Raw genomic sequence first — 14,709 nt, forward strand, 5'->3', positions numbered from 1 at the left:
GATCGTCATCGTCACGCCAATGAAGCCCGCGAGCTGGACCTACGCCGAGGAGTTCGTCGCGGAGGACGAGGTCCTGACCAACGCGCGAGCGCGTTCGCAGGAGGTGGGGGTCGTCCCGATCGGCTCCGGCGGGGGCGCCACGCTGCGCTTCCTCGCCTCCGTGCTCGAGGCGCGGGCCGTCGTCGAGATCGGCACCGGCACCGGCGTCTCGGGGCTCTACCTGCTGCGCGGCATGCGGCCCGACGGCGTACTCACCTCTGTGGACACCCAGGCCGAGCACCAGCGCCTTGCCCGACAGGGCTTCACCGAGGACAAGATCGCCTCCCAGCGCTTCCGGCTGATCCCGGGCGCCGCCCTCGAGGTGATCCCGCGCCTGACCGACGGTCACTACGACCTGGTGTTCTGCGACGGGGACAAGCACGAGTACTCCGACTACCTCACCGAGGCGCTGCGACTGCTGCGTCCCGGCGGCGTGGTGGCCTTCGACAACGCCCTGTGGCACGACCGGGTGGCCGACCCCGCCCAGCGGGACGCCGAGACCGTCGCGATCCGCGAGCTCGGCCGGGCGGTGCAGGAGCACGAAGGGCTGCTGCCGGTGCTGCTCCCCGTGGGCGACGGCCTGCTGGTGGCCAAGAAGGTGTGGACCGCGGAGGTCTAGGCCTCCGGTCGGCCCACCGGGGCCTCCAGCACGTCGCTCAGCAGGTGACTCAGCGGTCGTACGACGCCGTCGAGACGAACCCCTCGGGCCCGCCCGCGATGGCGACGACCTCGCACGCCTCGATCAGGACCGGCCCGGAGCCGATCATCTTCGAGGCCGGCGAGTCGTCCGCGGCCGCGGTGAAGGACTCCTGGAACCCGGCGCGCGCCGCGTCGTCGACGAAGACGTAGCACCCCTCGAACCACTCGCCCGTCCGCATCCGCCAGGTCTTGAACCGCAGGCCCTCGAGTCCCTCGAACCGCGCGTGCGAGGTCTCGGCGACGTAGTCGCGCAGCTCCTGCTCCGCCCCGTCCGGGGCACCGGCGAGTGACCAGCGCACGGTCAGGGCCGACTTCTGCACCGCACTCATGCCGACCCCACCGATCCGAGCGGCTCGGGCTGGGCGAGCCAGTCCAGCAGGAGTCGGGCACCGAACCCGGTCGGACCCTCCGTCCACTCGAACCGGTCCTTGGGGGCGTCCCCGACCGAGGCGATGTCGAGGTGGGCCCAGGGCAGGCCGGCGACGAAGTGCTGGAGGAACAGGGCGGCGGTGATCGCACCCGGTCCCCCGGGCGCATTGTCGGCGTCGGCGATCTTCGAGCTGAGCTTCGACTCGTACTCGGCGCTCAGCGGGAGCCGCCACACCGGCTCCCCGGAGCGGGCCCCGGCGGAGTCCAGCGCACCGGCGAGCCCGTCGTCGTTGCTGAACAGGCCGCCGAGGTGCTCCCCGAGCGCCACCTTGACCGCACCGGTCAGGGTGGCGACGTCGACGAGCACGTCGGGTGCGAGCTTGTCCACGGCGTAGGCGAGGCCGTCGGCGAGCACGAGGCGGCCCTCGGCGTCGGTGTTGGTGACCTCGGTGGTGCGGCCGCCGTAGTGCGTGATCACGTCACCGGGACGCATCGAGTTGCCGCTGACGGCGTTCTCGGCGATCGCGAGCAGGCCGGTGACGCGCACCGGGCAGTCGATCTCCGGCAGCGCCGTCATCACGGCGGCCACGACGGCGGCGCCGGTCATGTCGCGCTTCATGGTGACCATCGACTGGGCCGGCTTGATCGAGAGGCCGCCGCTGTCGAAGGTGATCCCCTTGCCGACGAGCACGACGTGCTTGGCCTTGCGGGCACCGCGGCCCGAGGAGCCGGCCGGCTTGTACTCGAGCTGGACGAAGCGCGGCGGCGCTGCGGCGGCCTGGCCGACGCCGATGATCCCACCGAACCCGCGCTTGGCGAGCTGGGTCTCGTCGAGGACGGTGGCCTTGAGCCCCGCTGCCTCCGCTGCGGTCACGCTCTGGTCCGCGAGCCATGCCGGGGTCTTGATGTTGGCGGGGACGTTGGCCAGCGTGCGCGCCTGCCAGGTGGCGCCGGCGGTGGCCACGGCACGCCGCAGGGCCGTGGTGGAGTCGTCGTCGCCCTCGGTCAGGCACAGGACGATCTGCTTCGCCGGGACGTCCTTGGGCCCGTCGCGACGCATCGAGAACCCGAAGGCGCCCAGGGTGGCGCCCTCGACGAACGCAGCCATCACCTCGCGGCCGCCCACGCAGGCGACCGAGGAGGCCACGTTCTCCGCGTTGAGGGTCTGCCGGGCCAGGGATGCCCCGGCGCGGCGTACGTCCTTGGGGCCGGCGTCGCCGACGCCGACCAGCAGCGCGCGGGAGAAGGCCGGCGCGGCACCGTCCGCGGTGCGCGTGACCGGCAGCTCGGTCACCTCGCCGGGCTCACCGGTGGCACCGTTGGCCGCGAGCAGGTCGAGGAGGTCGACGCCGAGGTCGTCGGCGAGCTCGGCCGCACCGGGCCCGAGCTCGACGCCACCTGCCCGCGCGAGCACCGGCACCGCGACGACGCCGGCCCTTTCCAGACGGGAGGGCGCAAGGCCGGAGAGCGTGAACGTGGGCGGGGAGACCTGGGGTGGCAACGACACGTCTAGACCCTAACGGAACACCGCAGAAGCCCCCGTGGGCCTGCGGGGCAACGGGGGCTTCGGCGGTGTTCGGGAGTCGGCCTCAGCCGACCACGTCCTTGAGTGCATCACCCAGGGCGGTTGCCTCGTCCTTGTTGAGCTCAACCACGAGCCTGCCACCGCCTTCGAGGGGAACCCTCATCACGATGCCTCGACCCTCCTTGGTGACCTCGAGCGGGCCGTCACCCGTTCGGGGCTTCATGGCCGCCATGTGCACACCTCTTCCCATGTCTTCCGTGCGCAGGACGCGCCCAACAAGACGCATTATTCCCCATTGAGCAATCTGCGCGGTCATCCGACTGCACGGGTACCCGAATTGATGCGGCAGACTCGTCCGGACCCACACGACCGGACCCCAGGAGAACCCCCATGAGCGAGCCCGTCGGCTACCACGTCAGCGACAGCGTCGCCACGATCGCGCTGAACCGTCCCGAGGCGATGAACGGCCTCGACGTGGCCACCAAGGAGGCCCTGCTCGAGGCCGTACGCCGGGCGGAACAGGACAATGCGGTGCGTTGCGTCGTGCTGACCGGTAGCGGCCGTGCCTTCTGCGTCGGCCAGGACCTCAAGGAGCACAGCTCGATCCTGCAGAGCTCCGACTCCGAGTTGTTGTTCCGCACCGTCGAGGAGCACTACAACCCGATCGTCACCGCGCTCGCCACGATGCACAAGCCGGTGGTCGCGGCGGTCAACGGCGTGGCAGCGGGCGCCGGTGCGAGCCTCGCGTTCGCGTGCGACTTCCGGATCCTGTCCGAGGCGGCCGGCTTCAACCTGGCCTTCGCCGGGGTGGCGCTGTCCTGCGACACCGGCGCGTCCTGGACGCTCCCCCGGCTGGTCGGGCGCGCCAAGGCCCTCGAGCTGCTCTACTTCCCGCGCACCATCGGCTCGGCCGAGTCGCTCGAGCTGGGGCTCGCCACCAGGGTCGTGGCCGCCGACGAGCTCGAGGCCGAGGTGGCGGCGCTGGCCCGGCGGCTCGCGGACGGGCCGACGGCCTCCTACGGAGCGATCCGGCGCTCGGTGGAGTACTCCGCGGGCCACGGGTTCACCGAGTCGCTGGAGTTCGAGGCCTCGATGATGGCGCTCACCGGCGCCACCGAGGACCACGCCAACGCGGTGACCGCGTTCGTGAACAAGCAGAAGCCGACCTTCACCGGCCGCTGACTACCGGTAGGCGCCGACGGCCCGGAGGACTCCGGTCGGGCCGGTGCGGGTGGCCTGCTTGCGGCTCACCCCGCGGCCGTACTCCACCGTCACGGCGACTCCCGGGAAAGAGGCGTTGAACCACTCCGTCATCGTGCCGCGGCACACCGAGGAGCAGTTGAACGACCGCACCGGCAGCCGCATGCCCCGGTTCAGCCGTTTCACGAAGGCTGCACCCTTGGGCGCGGTGCGCCCGATCCCGCGCAGCGGCTGGTGGAAGCTGACGACGTACGCCGGGCGCACCTTGGTCAGGAACGCCATCACGGCCTTCGTCTCGGGCTCGGAGGCTGGGCCCGCACCGGAGTAGTAGGCGCCGGTGAGCCTTGACCAGTTGCGCGGGAAGTTGCGGTTCAGGTCGACGCCGCGGGCGTTCTGGCGCCGGTTTCGCACGAACCCGTCCGGGTTGAGGACCGGGACCAGCCAGATGTCGGCGCCGCGGACGGGTCGCCCGTCGCGCAGGTTGGCCAGGATGCGGGAGGGGCCGCGCTCGTTGCCGTGCATCGAGGCGAGCATCACCACCTTGCGGGGCGAGCGCGGGTCACCGATCCGGAAGGCCTGGATGTTCCTGCCCTGCACCGACTTGCCGATCACCTGCGTCTGCACCACCGCCGGCCGCTTCGAGGCGGCCTCCGCGACGACGGGGGTTCCGCTCGTCACCAGGAGCATGGCCAGCATCGTCGCGATGCGGAGGCGGCGAGGAGTCTTCGGCCAGCGCATGGCGTCAAGTCTGCACTAGGGGTCCACGGCCCCCGGTGGTCTTTCGTGGTCTCCGTCGAGCTGGGCAGCGAGCCTTTCGAGCAGGGCGTCCACCTCGCTCGCGCGGTAGCCGCGGACGGCGGTGTTGAACGTGAGCGCGCGCAGGTCCTCGCCGGTCAGCGGCCGGTCGGCCGGCACCCGGACGTCGGGCCGGTCGTCGTACACCGGCGCGAGGGAGGCTCCGTGCCCGGCGGCGACCACGGCCACCGCCCCCATCAGCAGCACGATCAGCACGGCGAAGAACCAGGTCATTGGTCCTCGACCCCCTCGAGCATGGCGGCGACCGCCTCGTCCACGTCGTCGGTGACCCTGAGCATGTCCAGGTCGGCCGAGGAGATGTTGCCGTTGGCCAGGACGGTCTCGCGAAGCCAGGACAGCAGCCCCGACCAGTAGTCCGTCCCGATCAGGACCACCGGGAACGAGGTCACCCTCTGGGTCTGGACCAGGGTGAGGGCCTCGAAGAGCTCGTCGAAGGTGCCGAGTCCACCAGGCAGCACCACGAAGCCGCAGGAGTACTTCACGAACATGGTCTTGCGGGCGAAGAAGAACCGGAAGTTCACCCCGAGGTCGACCCACTCGTTGAGGCCTGCCTCGAAGGGCAGCTCGATGCCGAGTCCGACGCTGACTCCGCCCGCCTGCGAGCACCCCTTGTTGGCGGCGGCCATCGCACCCGGTCCCCCGCCGGTGATCACGGCGTAGCCGGCCTCGGCGAGCTTGCGGCCCAGCTCCTCGGCCTTGGCGTAGTCGGGGTGCGCCTCGTCGGTGCGCGCGGAGCCGAAGACCCCGATCGCAGGGCCGAGCTCGGCCAGGGCGCCGAACCCCTCGACGAACTCGGCCTGGATCCGCAGGACGCGCCACGGATCGGTCCTCACCCAGTCGCCAGAGCCGCGCGAGTCGAGCAGCCGCTGGTCGGCGGTCGAGCGGTCCAGCTGGGACCCGCGGAGGAGCTCGGGGCCCCGGGTCTTCTCGGGCCGGTGGTTCTGGGGCCCGTGGTTCTGGGAGTCCATCAGGACGCACCGAGCCAGGTGCGCAGCAGCTCCTCGCACGAGCGGAGCTGTTCGATCGGCACGAACTCCTCCTGCTTGTGCGCGAGCATCGGGTCCCCGGGGCCGAAGTTGACGGCCGGGATGCCCAGGCCGGTGAACCGGGCGACGTCGGTCCACCCGAACTTCGGGTTGACCGTCCCGCCGGCGGTCTCGATGAACGCCCGGGCCGCGGGCACCTCGAGGCCGGGCAGCGCGCCGGGTGCGGAGTCGGTGACCTCCACCTCGAAGCCGTCAAAGAACTCCTTGACGAACACCAGCGCCTCGGCCTCGGAGCGGTCCGGGGCGAATCTGTAGTTCACGGTGACCACGCACTCGTCCGGGATCACGTTGGTGGCGACGCCCCCGCTGACGAGGACCGCGTTGAGCCCCTCGTGGTACTCCAGCCCGTCGATGACCGGCCGGCGTGCGTCGTACTCCCCGAGGCGCCGCAGGATCTCCCCCGCCTTGTGGATCGCGTTGACCCCGCGCCAGGAGCGGGCGGAGTGCGCGCGCTCACCGCGGGCGGTCACCTCGACGCGCAGGGTGCCCTGGCAGCCGGCCTCGACCACGGCGTCGCTCGGCTCCATCAGGATCGCGAAGTCGCCCTCGACGAGGTCGGGCCGTTGCGCGGCGATGATCCCGAGACCGTTGTAGACGTCATCGATCTCCTCGGCCTCGTAGAACACGAAGGTCACGTCCCGGTTGGGCTCGGGCAGGTTCTGCGCGAGCCGCAGTGCGACCGCCACGCCGCCCTTCATGTCGCAGGTGCCGAGGCCGTGCAGCTTGTCGCCGTCGTTGCGCACCGGCAGGTTGCGGTTCACCGGCACCGTGTCGATGTGCCCGGCGATCACGACTCGTTCGCTGTGCCCGAGGTTGGTACGCGCCACGATCGAGTGCCCGATCCGGGTCACCTCGAGGTGCGGCAGCCGCCGCAGCGCCTCCTCGATGGCATCGGCGAGGACCTGCTCGTTGCGGCTCACCGACTCGATGTCCACGAGGGTCTCGGTCAGGGCGACGACGTCAGTGGTGAGGTCCAGGGCCATGCCGCTCATCTTGTCACCCGTACCGAGCCGGATCGCCGACCCATGCGGCCGGCGAGACCTCAGGTCAGGACGCGGATCTCCTCGGAGAGAGTGGCCCCGTCGAGCAGCTCGAGGGCGTCGCCGGACCAGAAGGTGCCCGGGTCGTAGTAGTTCGTGGGCAGGTCCGCGGGCAGCAGGCTCATCGCGGTGTACGTCGCGGCGACCACCTCGGCGCAGTAGGTCACCTCGACCCCCGCCGCGCGGCGTACCCGGCCGCGGGCCCAGCGACCGGCGAGCGCCGCGGTCGCGGGGAACGGGGTGCCGTCGAGCCGGGCGATCGTCTTGAGCAGGGCCGCCTCCCGCTCCGGGGTGATCTCGGCGCTGAGCTGACGCAACCAGGCGCGCTGCTCGTAGCGACCGGTCCACTGCGCGACGGCGTCGCGCAGGTCGTGCAGCTGGACGCCGCGGTGGTGGGTCCCCGTCCACACGTCCAGCAGCCCCTTGCCGAGCTCGGCGTGCCAGATCAGCGGGGGCAGGTCGTCGAGCACCACGGCCATCCCGACGTGGTTCACGGGGGCGTTGGTGAGCGCGCGGATCGCCCGGTCGGCGGCGGAGTCCCCGCGGAAGAGCCACAGGTCGCCGGTACGCGTCAGGTCGACCGCCTCGTCCAGTCCGATCCTGCTCTCCTCGATCACCGTGGGATTCTCTCCTCGTGAAGATCTGGAAGGCACTGGGACTCGCCGGTCTGGCCGGGGTCGCCGCCACGGGAGTCATCGTCGTCCGCGACCAGCGCAAGCGGTCCGACCTGACCCCGGAGGAGATCAGGGACCGGCTGCACCAGCGGCTCGGGAGCGACTCCCCCGACGGCCCACCCGATCCCGAGCAGCACTAGGCCACCGGGGCGGACCGGAGTGGCCGTGAAGGCGGCCGCGGCGCACCGATCCGGGAGTTGGGTCCACCGTGGGGTGCGCGTCAGCGCTGGGCGGCGGCCAGTCGTCCCTTGAGCAGCGCCTTCGCCGGGTGCGCCTGGTCGCCCATCACCGCGAGGCAGACCTCGATCACCTCGGTGTCGTACGGCGCGAGCGCGGTGTAGCCCGCCACGGCCTGCGGCTGCGGGTCGGCCAGCAGGGCCTCGCGCAGCGCGACGGCGACGTAGTCGGCGAGCTCGACGAGGGCCGGCGAGGAGGTCCCGGGCATCAGGTCGCCGCCGTAGGCCGCCACGGCGGCCCGGACCTGCCCGCTGCGCAGCAGCCGGAGCACCTCGTCGACGTCGACGCGCACCGGCATCGAGAGCCGGTAGGGCCGCGAGGCCAGCTGCCCCTGCAGGGCGCTGCGCAGGTGGGAGACCTCGGCCTTGAGGGTGGAGAAGGTGATCGCCTGGTCACCGTAGAGCTGGGCGTGCAGCTGCTCGAGCGAGAGCCCGGCGGGGTTCAGCGCCAGCAACGCGAGGATCTCGGTCTGGCGGCGGTTCAGCAGCAGGCGGGTGCCGTCGAGGCGCGCCTCCGCGGCGCCGAGCAGGGTGAGGTCGAGGCCCGGGGTCTGCCTGCTCGCCGGCTTCGCCAGGGTCGGGTGGTGCTCGGAGGCCGGCATCGCCGTCTCGATCAGGCGCGCGATGACGCGCGCGGTGGCCAGCCCGATCGGGTGGGTGCGGTCCCAGGTGGTGGAGAGGTCGATGACGCCGAGCTGCTCGCCGCTGACGGGGTCGTGCACCGGAGCGGCCCAGCACACCCAGTTGTGCACGATCGGCGCGTAGTGCTCGGCGCTGAACACCATCGCGGGCGCGTCGTGCCGCGTGGCCAGGTCGAGGGCGTTGGTGCCGACGCTGGCGTCGTCCCAGCGGCCGCCCGGCACGAAGTTCACGGTCTCGGCCTTGCGGCGCATCACCCGGCCGCCGTACGTCCAGAGGATCCGCGTCTCGGCGTCGGTCACCGCGACGACGAGGTCGCCGTCCTCCGCCGTACGCCGCAGCTCGGACTGCACCCGGTCCACGGCCACCTGGAGCGGGGAGCCGTTCCAGATCGAGGCGGTGTCGGACTCGTCGGCCATCGGCGCCTCGGTCACGTCCAGGCCGACCAGGGGCGCCGAGCGCTGCCACGATCGCAGGATCTCCGGCCGGACCGGGGTGCCGGCGCCGGTCCCCCGCTCGATGAAGCTCCTCCACGCGCGTACGGCGTCGACCCGCCGCGTCTGCAGCTCCGGACCGGTCATCGTTCCTCCTGTGTGACTCGCGCCACGTTAACCCGTCGACCCAACAGGCGACAGTGCTCCCGGATGGGCCCACTTCCCTGGCGGGTCGAGGCCGTGGTCAGGCGCCGAGCTGGCGACGCAGGAACCGCACGGTCCGCTCCATCGACAGCGGCCACTGCGGGCCGAACGCGTGCTGCTCGCCGGGGTAGATCTCCAGCCGGGAGTCCACGCCGGCACGTTGCAGCAGCCGGTGGGTGCTGCGTGACCAGCGCACCGGGCAGGAGTCGTCCAGCGTGCCGTGGTGGATCAGCACCGGCTCGGTGATCCGGTCGAAGTAGGTGCGTGCCGAGAGGCCGCGATAGAACTCCGGCTGCTCGGCAGGGGTGCCGTGGCGGCGGTAGGTGGCTGCCGCTGCATCGGGCCGCTCGGCCACGGTCCAGCGGTTGAAGTTGTCGACGAAGTCGGAGCTGACCGGCGCGAACACGACGGCGGCCTTGACGAGCCCCGGCTGGGCGACCAGAGCGTTGTAGGTGACGCCACCGCCCATCGAACGACCCAGCATCGCCACCCGGTCGGGGTCGACGAACGGCTCCTTCTTCAGGGCCTGCACGGCGTTGATCGTGTCGCGGGTGTAGCCGAGCCGGTCCTCGCGGTCCCGCTCGGAGGCGGGGTCGGACCCGGCGTGTCCGCGGTAGTCGGTGTGCAGCACCACGAACCCCGCGCGGGCGAGGTAGTCCTGCTCGCGCGAGAGCCCCTGCCCGGTGCGGTAGACCGAGGGCTCGATGTAGCCGTGGTTGAGCACGACCGCGGGGAACGGGCCCTTGCCCCGGGGACGCAGCAGGACGCCGGAGACGGTCACGTCGCCACTGGGGTAGGTGATCTCGTGCCGGACGTAGTCCTCGTTGGCCAGCACCTCGCGCTCACGCCGGATCCGGCCGCCGGGGAAGCTCTCGCGCATCAGCGCCGGGAGCGAGACGCGGTCGGTGACCGCAGGGAGCGCCTCGTCGGCGGGGGTCGGGCTTGCGGGTCGCGGACTCGGGCTGGGGGTCCGGTCCGGCGACGGTACGGCGTCCGAGGTGGCGTCCTTCGCCGGAGCGGCACCGGAGTCCTGCTCGCCGCCGCAAGCGGTGAGCACCAGCAGCACGCCCGCGAGCGCGGCCCGGCGCGTCACCCCCGCGCGTCCACCCACCCGATGCATGCCCCCATCGTGAACCCCAGCGCCAAGCGCGGGAAGCCGCTATCCCCGGGAGTGGGCGCGGGGCTCTCCGGGGTAGCTGCCGACTGACCACTGGTTGCCCTCGGGATCGCGGAAGGTGAACTCCAGCCCGCCGTAGCCGGGGTCGCCGATCTCGCGGGTCACCTCGCCACCGGCACTGACGACACGGTCGTGGACGGCTTGCGGGTCCCGGGTGACCACGTAGAAGCCTGCGCTCCCCGGCTGCAGGCTCCAGCCCTCGTTCTTGACGGTCCCGAACATGACACCGCCGCCCTCGGGCCAGTCGAGCTGGGCGTGGTGCACGATCGAGGAGTCGGCCTCGTCGGCGTACACCGCGGTGGCCTCGAAGCCGACGGCGAGCAGGAAGTCGATCATGGCGCGGGCGTCGTGTGCCTGGAAGGTGCCCCACACGGTGGGGGCGGGGGGCTGGGTGGCGTTGTTCTCAGTCATGTCCTGATGGTGCCCGGTTGCGGTGCCCGCCGTCTTGGAGGTTTCGGCGCTCCTCGGCGAGCCACTGCGTAGGCGTGCACCCGGCCATCTGGCGGAACTCGTGGGTCAGGTGGGCCTGGTCGGCGTACCCGCAGCGAGCCGCGACCTCGGCGAGGGTGTCGTGGCCGTCGGCCAGCCGGGCGATCACCGCGTCGAAGCGGAACACCCGGCCCAGCTGCTTGGGCGAGAGCCCGAGCTCGGCGACCATCAGTGCCCGGAGCTGACGCGGGGACAGCAGCACCTCGCGCGCCAGCTGCTCCACCCCGCACCGGCCACCGGTGGCCTCGAGGACGTCCCACGCGCGGACCAGCTCGGGACGCACCTCGCTGGCCCGGGTGCCGCCGACCCGGGAGCGCAGCCACTGCTGCACCTCGTCGAGGCGTTCCTCCCCGTCGGTGCGCGAGCTGACCCGGTCGTGCAGCTCGGTGGCGATCCGGCCGATCACCTCGTGGCCGTGGTCCCCGTCGCCGCGCAGCTCGGCGGCGCGGCACCCCAGGACGGCGCGGGCCGCGAGCGGGTGCACGGCCACCTGGACACCGCTCTGGGTCGTGGGCTGCTCCACCCGGGTCGCGACGGGCTGCAGGCCCGCGACGCAGACGTCGTACGCCTCCGCGCGGGTGGGGTCGAACCGGTCCCCCTCCGCGACCGTCCCGGACACCCGGACCGGGCCGTCGACGGAGACGATGAACGTGATCGAGGGCGACGGCAGCCCCCGGTGGTCACCCTCGGGCAGGCCGCTGGCGGCGTACGCGCACGCCGAGACCACGGCTCCGGGCAGCAGTCCGTCCCGGCGCCGGAAGTGCGTGGCCCCGGGCACGGGTCACTGCCCGACCGGGGTGGCGGCCAGGGGCATCGACTGCGCGTGGATCCTGCCCTCCGTGGAGCTCAGCGGGTCGCCGCTGCCACCCCACCTGCGGGCCACGATCTCGGCTGCGATGCTCACCGCGGTCTCCTCCGGGGTGCGCGCGCCGAGGTCGAGGCCGATCGGGCTGGAGAGCCGCGCGATCTCCTCCTCGGTGAGCCCCGCCTCGCGCAGCCGCGCCAGCCGGTCCTCGTGGGTACGCCGCGACCCCATCGCCCCCACGTAGGCGACCTCGGGCAGGCGCAGCGCGAGCTCGAGGACGGGCACGTCGAACTTCGGGTCGTGGGTGAGCACGCAGATCACGGTGCGCGCATCGATGCGCCCGGCGTCCATCTCGGCCCGCAGGTACTTGTGCGGCCAGCTGACCACCACCTCGTCGGCCTGCGGGAAGCGGCTGTTGGTCGCGAACACGGGCCGCGCGTCGCACACCGTCACGTGGTAGCCGAGGAACACCCCCATCCGAGCAACGGCCGCAGCGAAGTCGATCGCGCCGAAGACCAGCATCCGCGGGGCCGGCGCGAACGCCCAGACGAAGACCCGCATCCCCTCGCCCCGCCGCTCCCCGTCAGGGCCGTAGGTCAGCGTCGCGTTGTGGCCCGCGACCAGCAGCCCCAGGGCGTCGTCGTGCACGGCCGCGTCCGCCCGGGGTGAGCCCAGGGATCCGGGTAGTCCCGGTCGTTCAGCAGGTGAATCGGGCCCCGGAGCATGCGATTCGGCCGGGACCATCCGGTCCGCAGGCTCAGGGCGTACGACGAGGCGCCGGCCCAGCCAGGCCGGGTCGGGGTGCTCGATCACGGTGGCGAGGGCCACGGGCCGGCCGGACCTGATGTCGTCGGCGATCTCGCCGAGCTCGGGGAAGGTGTGCTGGTTGACCTTCTCGACGTACACGTCGAGGATGCCGCCGCAGGTCAGCCCGACGGCGAACGCGTCGTCGTCGGAGACGCCGTAGCGCTGGAGCACGGGCTCCCCGGCCTCGACGACCGACTGCGCGAGCTCGTAGACCGCGCCCTCGACGCAGCCGCCCGAGACCGACCCGACCGCGGAGCTGTCCGGGCCGACGAGCATCGAGGCGCCGGGGGGTCGCGGGGCGGACTGGAAGGTGGCCACCACGGTGCCCACGCCGACGGTCTCGCCCGCCTCCCACCAGCCCATCAGCTCGTCGAGGACCTCACGCATCTCCGATCACCTCCAGCACCTCGGAGAAGGCCTTCAGGGAGTGGCCCGCGACGAAGTCGTCACAGTGCGGCAAAGCTGCCGCGATGCCCTGCTGCACTGGCTCGTATCCTTCCTTGCCGCGGTGCGGGTTGACCCACACCACCCGGTGGGCGAGCCGGCGCAGCCGGCCCATCTGCTCTCCGAGCTCCGTGGCGTCCCCGCGCTCCCAGCCGTCGCTGAACACAACCACGACGGCTCCCCGAGCCATCCCGCGTGCGCCCCAGCGGTCCAGGAAGGCCTTCAACGTCTCGCCGAGACGGGTGCCACCGGACCAGTCCGGCACCTGCTCCCCCGCCCGGACCAGGGCCAGCTCGGGGTCCCGGGCGCGCAGCGCCAGGGTGACCCGGGTCAGCCGGGTGCCCAGGGTGAACACCTCCACCCGCGAGCGGTGCCCGCCCGCCCCCGTCGAGACGACGAGGTGCGCGAGGCGGAGGATCGCGTCGGCGTAGGGCCGCATCGAGGCGGACACGTCCACCAGCAGCACCACCCGTCGCGGGGTCGTCCCCCGCCGCCGGTACTCGACGCGTCCGGGCTCGCCCATCTGCCGCAGGGTGGTCCGCAGCGTGCGGTGCAGGTCGATCTCGCCCCGGCGCCACGGCGTACGCCGCCCGGCCCGCCGTTGGGGCAGCCGGGGCCTGAGCGCCCGGATCATCGCGTCCAGCAGGGCCTTCTCGTCCGCGGTCAGCCCGGCGACGTCGCGCTGGCGCAGGACCTCGAGGTCGCTCGCGGCCGCCTGCACCACCTCGGGGTCGACGGCACCGCCCTGCTCGCCGGCCTCGCCCGTGGGCAGTGGCGGGCTGATCTCCCGGGGCCGCTCGCGCGCGACCGTGCGGGGAAGCTGCTCGCGGACCCCGAACCACGCCTCGAACACGTGGCCGTACCGCACCAGGTCCTCGGGGCTGGTGCACAGCGTCGCCCGGCCCGCCCGGTAGGTGGCGTGCGGGTCGCCGGCGCCCACGAGGGAGGCCGCCTGGAGGAAGCTGGTGGCGCGGTCATGGGTGACGGGCAGCCCCGCGGACCGCAGGGCGCGGGTGAACCCGAGCAGGATCTCGTCCGCCCCCCGGGGGTCGTGAAGCTCCTGCTGGTCGGGACTCATCCCTGCAGCATCCTGTCCAGCGCCTGCTTCACCCGGTCGGTGTCCTCGCGGTACTTCACCACCGCCCCCAGGGTGCGCGCGGCGGTCTCGAGGTCGAGCTCCTCCACCCCGAGGCGGTGGAGTGCGCGTGCCCAGTCGAGGGTCTCCGCGACCCCCGGCGGCTTGAGCAGCTGCTGGTCGCGCAGCTGCTGGACGACCCGGGTGACCTGCTCGGCGAGACGTTGGCTGACCTCTGGGACGCGGCTGCGGACGATCGCGATCTCGCGCTCGAGCCCGGGGTGGTCGATCCAGTGGTAGAGGCAGCGTCGCTTCAGGGCGTCGTGCAGCTCACGGGTCCGGTTCGAGGTGAGTACGACGGTGGGCGGTGTGGCCGCGGTGATCGTGCCGAGCTCGGGGATGCTCACCGTCCAGCTGGAGAGCACCTCGAGCAGGAACGCCTCGAACTCGTCGTCGGCGCGGTCCACCTCGTCGATCAGCAGCACCGCCGGCGCCTCGCGCAGCGCCCGCAGCACCGGCCGGGCGAGCAGGAACCGCTCGTCGAACAGCGACTTCTCGGCCTCGCTCGGGTCGAGCCCCGCCCCCCGGTGGTCGAGCCCGTCCCCTCGGTGGTCGAGCCCCGCCCCCCGGTGGTCGAGCCCAGTCGAGACCGCGGCCTCAAGCGTGCGCAGGTGCAGGATCTGGCGGGGGAAGTCCCAGTCGTAGAGCGCCTGGGAGACGTCGATCCCCTCGTAGCACTGCAGCCTGATCAGCGGCACGCCCGCCATCTCGGCGAGGGCCTCGGCCAGTGCGGTCTTGCCGGTGCCCGGCTCGCCCTCGAGGAGCAGTGGCCGCTGCATGCCGTGCGCCAGGTAGACCACGGTGGCGAGGTCGTCGTCGGCAAGGTAGCCGGTGTCCCCGAGGGCGACGCGGATCGACTCCGGAGAAGTGAGCTCCATCCGAGCAGGCTACTCAGCATGGGGTTGGCCCGTAGTTGGTCGGTCCCGTTGCA

At 72.4% G+C, this 14,709-nt stretch carries 18 protein-coding genes; 3 read left to right on the forward strand and 15 right to left on the reverse strand.

The window, feature by feature from the left end:
• Positions 1 to 19: 19 nt before the first annotated feature.
• On the forward strand, positions 20 to 658 hold the full coding sequence (locus AC4BGC_RS14510; protein ID WP_490547714.1) for an O-methyltransferase: 639 nt from the start codon (positions 20 to 22) through the stop codon (positions 656 to 658).
• A 49-nt stretch (positions 659 to 707) separates the two neighbouring features.
• On the opposite strand, the gene AC4BGC_RS14515 is transcribed toward AC4BGC_RS14510, so the two are convergent.
• The 3 genes from AC4BGC_RS14515 to AC4BGC_RS14525 form a co-directional block, all read right to left on the reverse strand.
• Positions 708 to 1,067, reverse strand: coding sequence for a hypothetical protein (locus AC4BGC_RS14515; RefSeq protein ID WP_490556387.1), 360 nt, complete (start codon positions 1,065 to 1,067; stop codon positions 708 to 710).
• Positions 1,064 to 2,614, reverse strand: coding sequence for a leucyl aminopeptidase family protein (locus AC4BGC_RS14520; protein WP_490556388.1), 1,551 nt, complete (start codon positions 2,612 to 2,614; stop codon positions 1,064 to 1,066). The genes AC4BGC_RS14515 and AC4BGC_RS14520 overlap by 4 nt, the downstream gene beginning before the upstream one ends.
• Positions 2,615 to 2,696: 82 nt before the next feature.
• On the reverse strand, positions 2,697 to 2,864 hold the full coding sequence (locus AC4BGC_RS14525) for a DUF3117 domain-containing protein (protein ID WP_297606155.1): 168 nt from the start codon (positions 2,862 to 2,864) through the stop codon (positions 2,697 to 2,699).
• Positions 2,865 to 3,022: 158 nt separating this feature from the next.
• Between AC4BGC_RS14525 and AC4BGC_RS14530 the strand changes: the two genes are divergently transcribed.
• On the forward strand, positions 3,023 to 3,814 hold the full coding sequence (locus tag AC4BGC_RS14530; RefSeq protein ID WP_490547711.1) for an enoyl-CoA hydratase/isomerase family protein: 792 nt from the start codon (positions 3,023 to 3,025) through the stop codon (positions 3,812 to 3,814).
• Here AC4BGC_RS14530 and AC4BGC_RS14535 read toward each other — a convergent pair whose 3' ends face one another.
• The 5 genes from AC4BGC_RS14535 to AC4BGC_RS14555 are packed head-to-tail and all read right to left on the reverse strand — an operon-like array spanning position 3,815 to position 7,351.
• Complete coding sequence (locus AC4BGC_RS14535; RefSeq protein WP_490547710.1) at positions 3,815 to 4,570, reverse strand: DUF2817 domain-containing protein; 756 nt, start codon at positions 4,568 to 4,570, stop codon at positions 3,815 to 3,817.
• A 15-nt stretch (positions 4,571 to 4,585) separates the two neighbouring features.
• The gene (locus tag AC4BGC_RS14540) at positions 4,586 to 4,861 is read right to left on the reverse strand and encodes a DivIVA domain-containing protein (protein ID WP_490556389.1); all 276 of its coding nucleotides are present in this window, start codon (positions 4,859 to 4,861) and stop codon (positions 4,586 to 4,588) included.
• Positions 4,858 to 5,616, reverse strand: a complete 759-nt coding sequence (locus tag AC4BGC_RS14545; RefSeq protein WP_490556390.1) for an LOG family protein — start codon at positions 5,614 to 5,616, stop codon at positions 4,858 to 4,860. The genes AC4BGC_RS14540 and AC4BGC_RS14545 overlap by 4 nt, the downstream gene beginning before the upstream one ends.
• Positions 5,616 to 6,677: a succinyl-diaminopimelate desuccinylase gene (dapE, locus tag AC4BGC_RS14550; protein WP_490557188.1), complete on the reverse strand. Its 1,062-nt coding sequence runs from the start codon at positions 6,675 to 6,677 to the stop codon at positions 5,616 to 5,618. Before dapE ends, AC4BGC_RS14545 begins: the two co-directional genes overlap by 1 nt.
• Positions 6,678 to 6,736: 59 nt before the next feature.
• Complete coding sequence (locus tag AC4BGC_RS14555) at positions 6,737 to 7,351, reverse strand: hypothetical protein (protein ID WP_490547707.1); 615 nt, start codon at positions 7,349 to 7,351, stop codon at positions 6,737 to 6,739.
• Positions 7,352 to 7,368: 17 nt separating this feature from the next.
• On the opposite strand from AC4BGC_RS14555, the gene AC4BGC_RS14560 reads away from it, so the two are divergent.
• Entirely contained in the window at positions 7,369 to 7,548 is a 180-nt protein-coding gene (locus tag AC4BGC_RS14560; protein WP_490556391.1) for a hypothetical protein, read from the forward strand.
• A gap of 80 nt (positions 7,549 to 7,628) precedes the next feature.
• On the opposite strand, the gene AC4BGC_RS14565 is transcribed toward AC4BGC_RS14560, so the two are convergent.
• From AC4BGC_RS14565 to AC4BGC_RS14595, 7 genes are all read right to left on the reverse strand, one after another.
• Entirely contained in the window at positions 7,629 to 8,864 is a 1,236-nt protein-coding gene (locus AC4BGC_RS14565; RefSeq protein ID WP_490556392.1) for a sigma-54-dependent transcriptional regulator family protein, read from the reverse strand.
• Positions 8,865 to 8,961: 97 nt separating this feature from the next.
• On the reverse strand, positions 8,962 to 10,041 hold the full coding sequence (locus AC4BGC_RS14570) for an alpha/beta hydrolase family protein (RefSeq protein ID WP_490556393.1): 1,080 nt from the start codon (positions 10,039 to 10,041) through the stop codon (positions 8,962 to 8,964).
• 39 nt (positions 10,042 to 10,080) lie between these two features.
• On the reverse strand, positions 10,081 to 10,509 hold the full coding sequence (locus AC4BGC_RS14575; protein ID WP_490556394.1) for a VOC family protein: 429 nt from the start codon (positions 10,507 to 10,509) through the stop codon (positions 10,081 to 10,083).
• Entirely contained in the window at positions 10,502 to 11,365 is an 864-nt protein-coding gene (locus AC4BGC_RS14580; protein WP_490556395.1) for a helix-turn-helix domain-containing protein, read from the reverse strand. Before AC4BGC_RS14580 ends, AC4BGC_RS14575 begins: the two co-directional genes overlap by 8 nt.
• A 3-nt stretch (positions 11,366 to 11,368) precedes the next feature.
• Complete coding sequence (locus AC4BGC_RS14585) at positions 11,369 to 12,586, reverse strand: XdhC family protein (protein ID WP_490556396.1); 1,218 nt, start codon at positions 12,584 to 12,586, stop codon at positions 11,369 to 11,371.
• Complete coding sequence (locus AC4BGC_RS14590) at positions 12,579 to 13,721, reverse strand: vWA domain-containing protein (RefSeq protein ID WP_490556397.1); 1,143 nt, start codon at positions 13,719 to 13,721, stop codon at positions 12,579 to 12,581. The genes AC4BGC_RS14585 and AC4BGC_RS14590 overlap by 8 nt, the downstream gene beginning before the upstream one ends.
• Entirely contained in the window at positions 13,718 to 14,656 is a 939-nt protein-coding gene (locus tag AC4BGC_RS14595) for an AAA family ATPase (RefSeq protein ID WP_490556398.1), read from the reverse strand. The genes AC4BGC_RS14590 and AC4BGC_RS14595 overlap by 4 nt, the downstream gene beginning before the upstream one ends.
• Between the last annotated feature and the right edge of the window lie 53 nt (positions 14,657 to 14,709).

The sequence above is a fragment of the Nocardioides sp. Z38_18 genome (genome assembly GCF_058215695.1).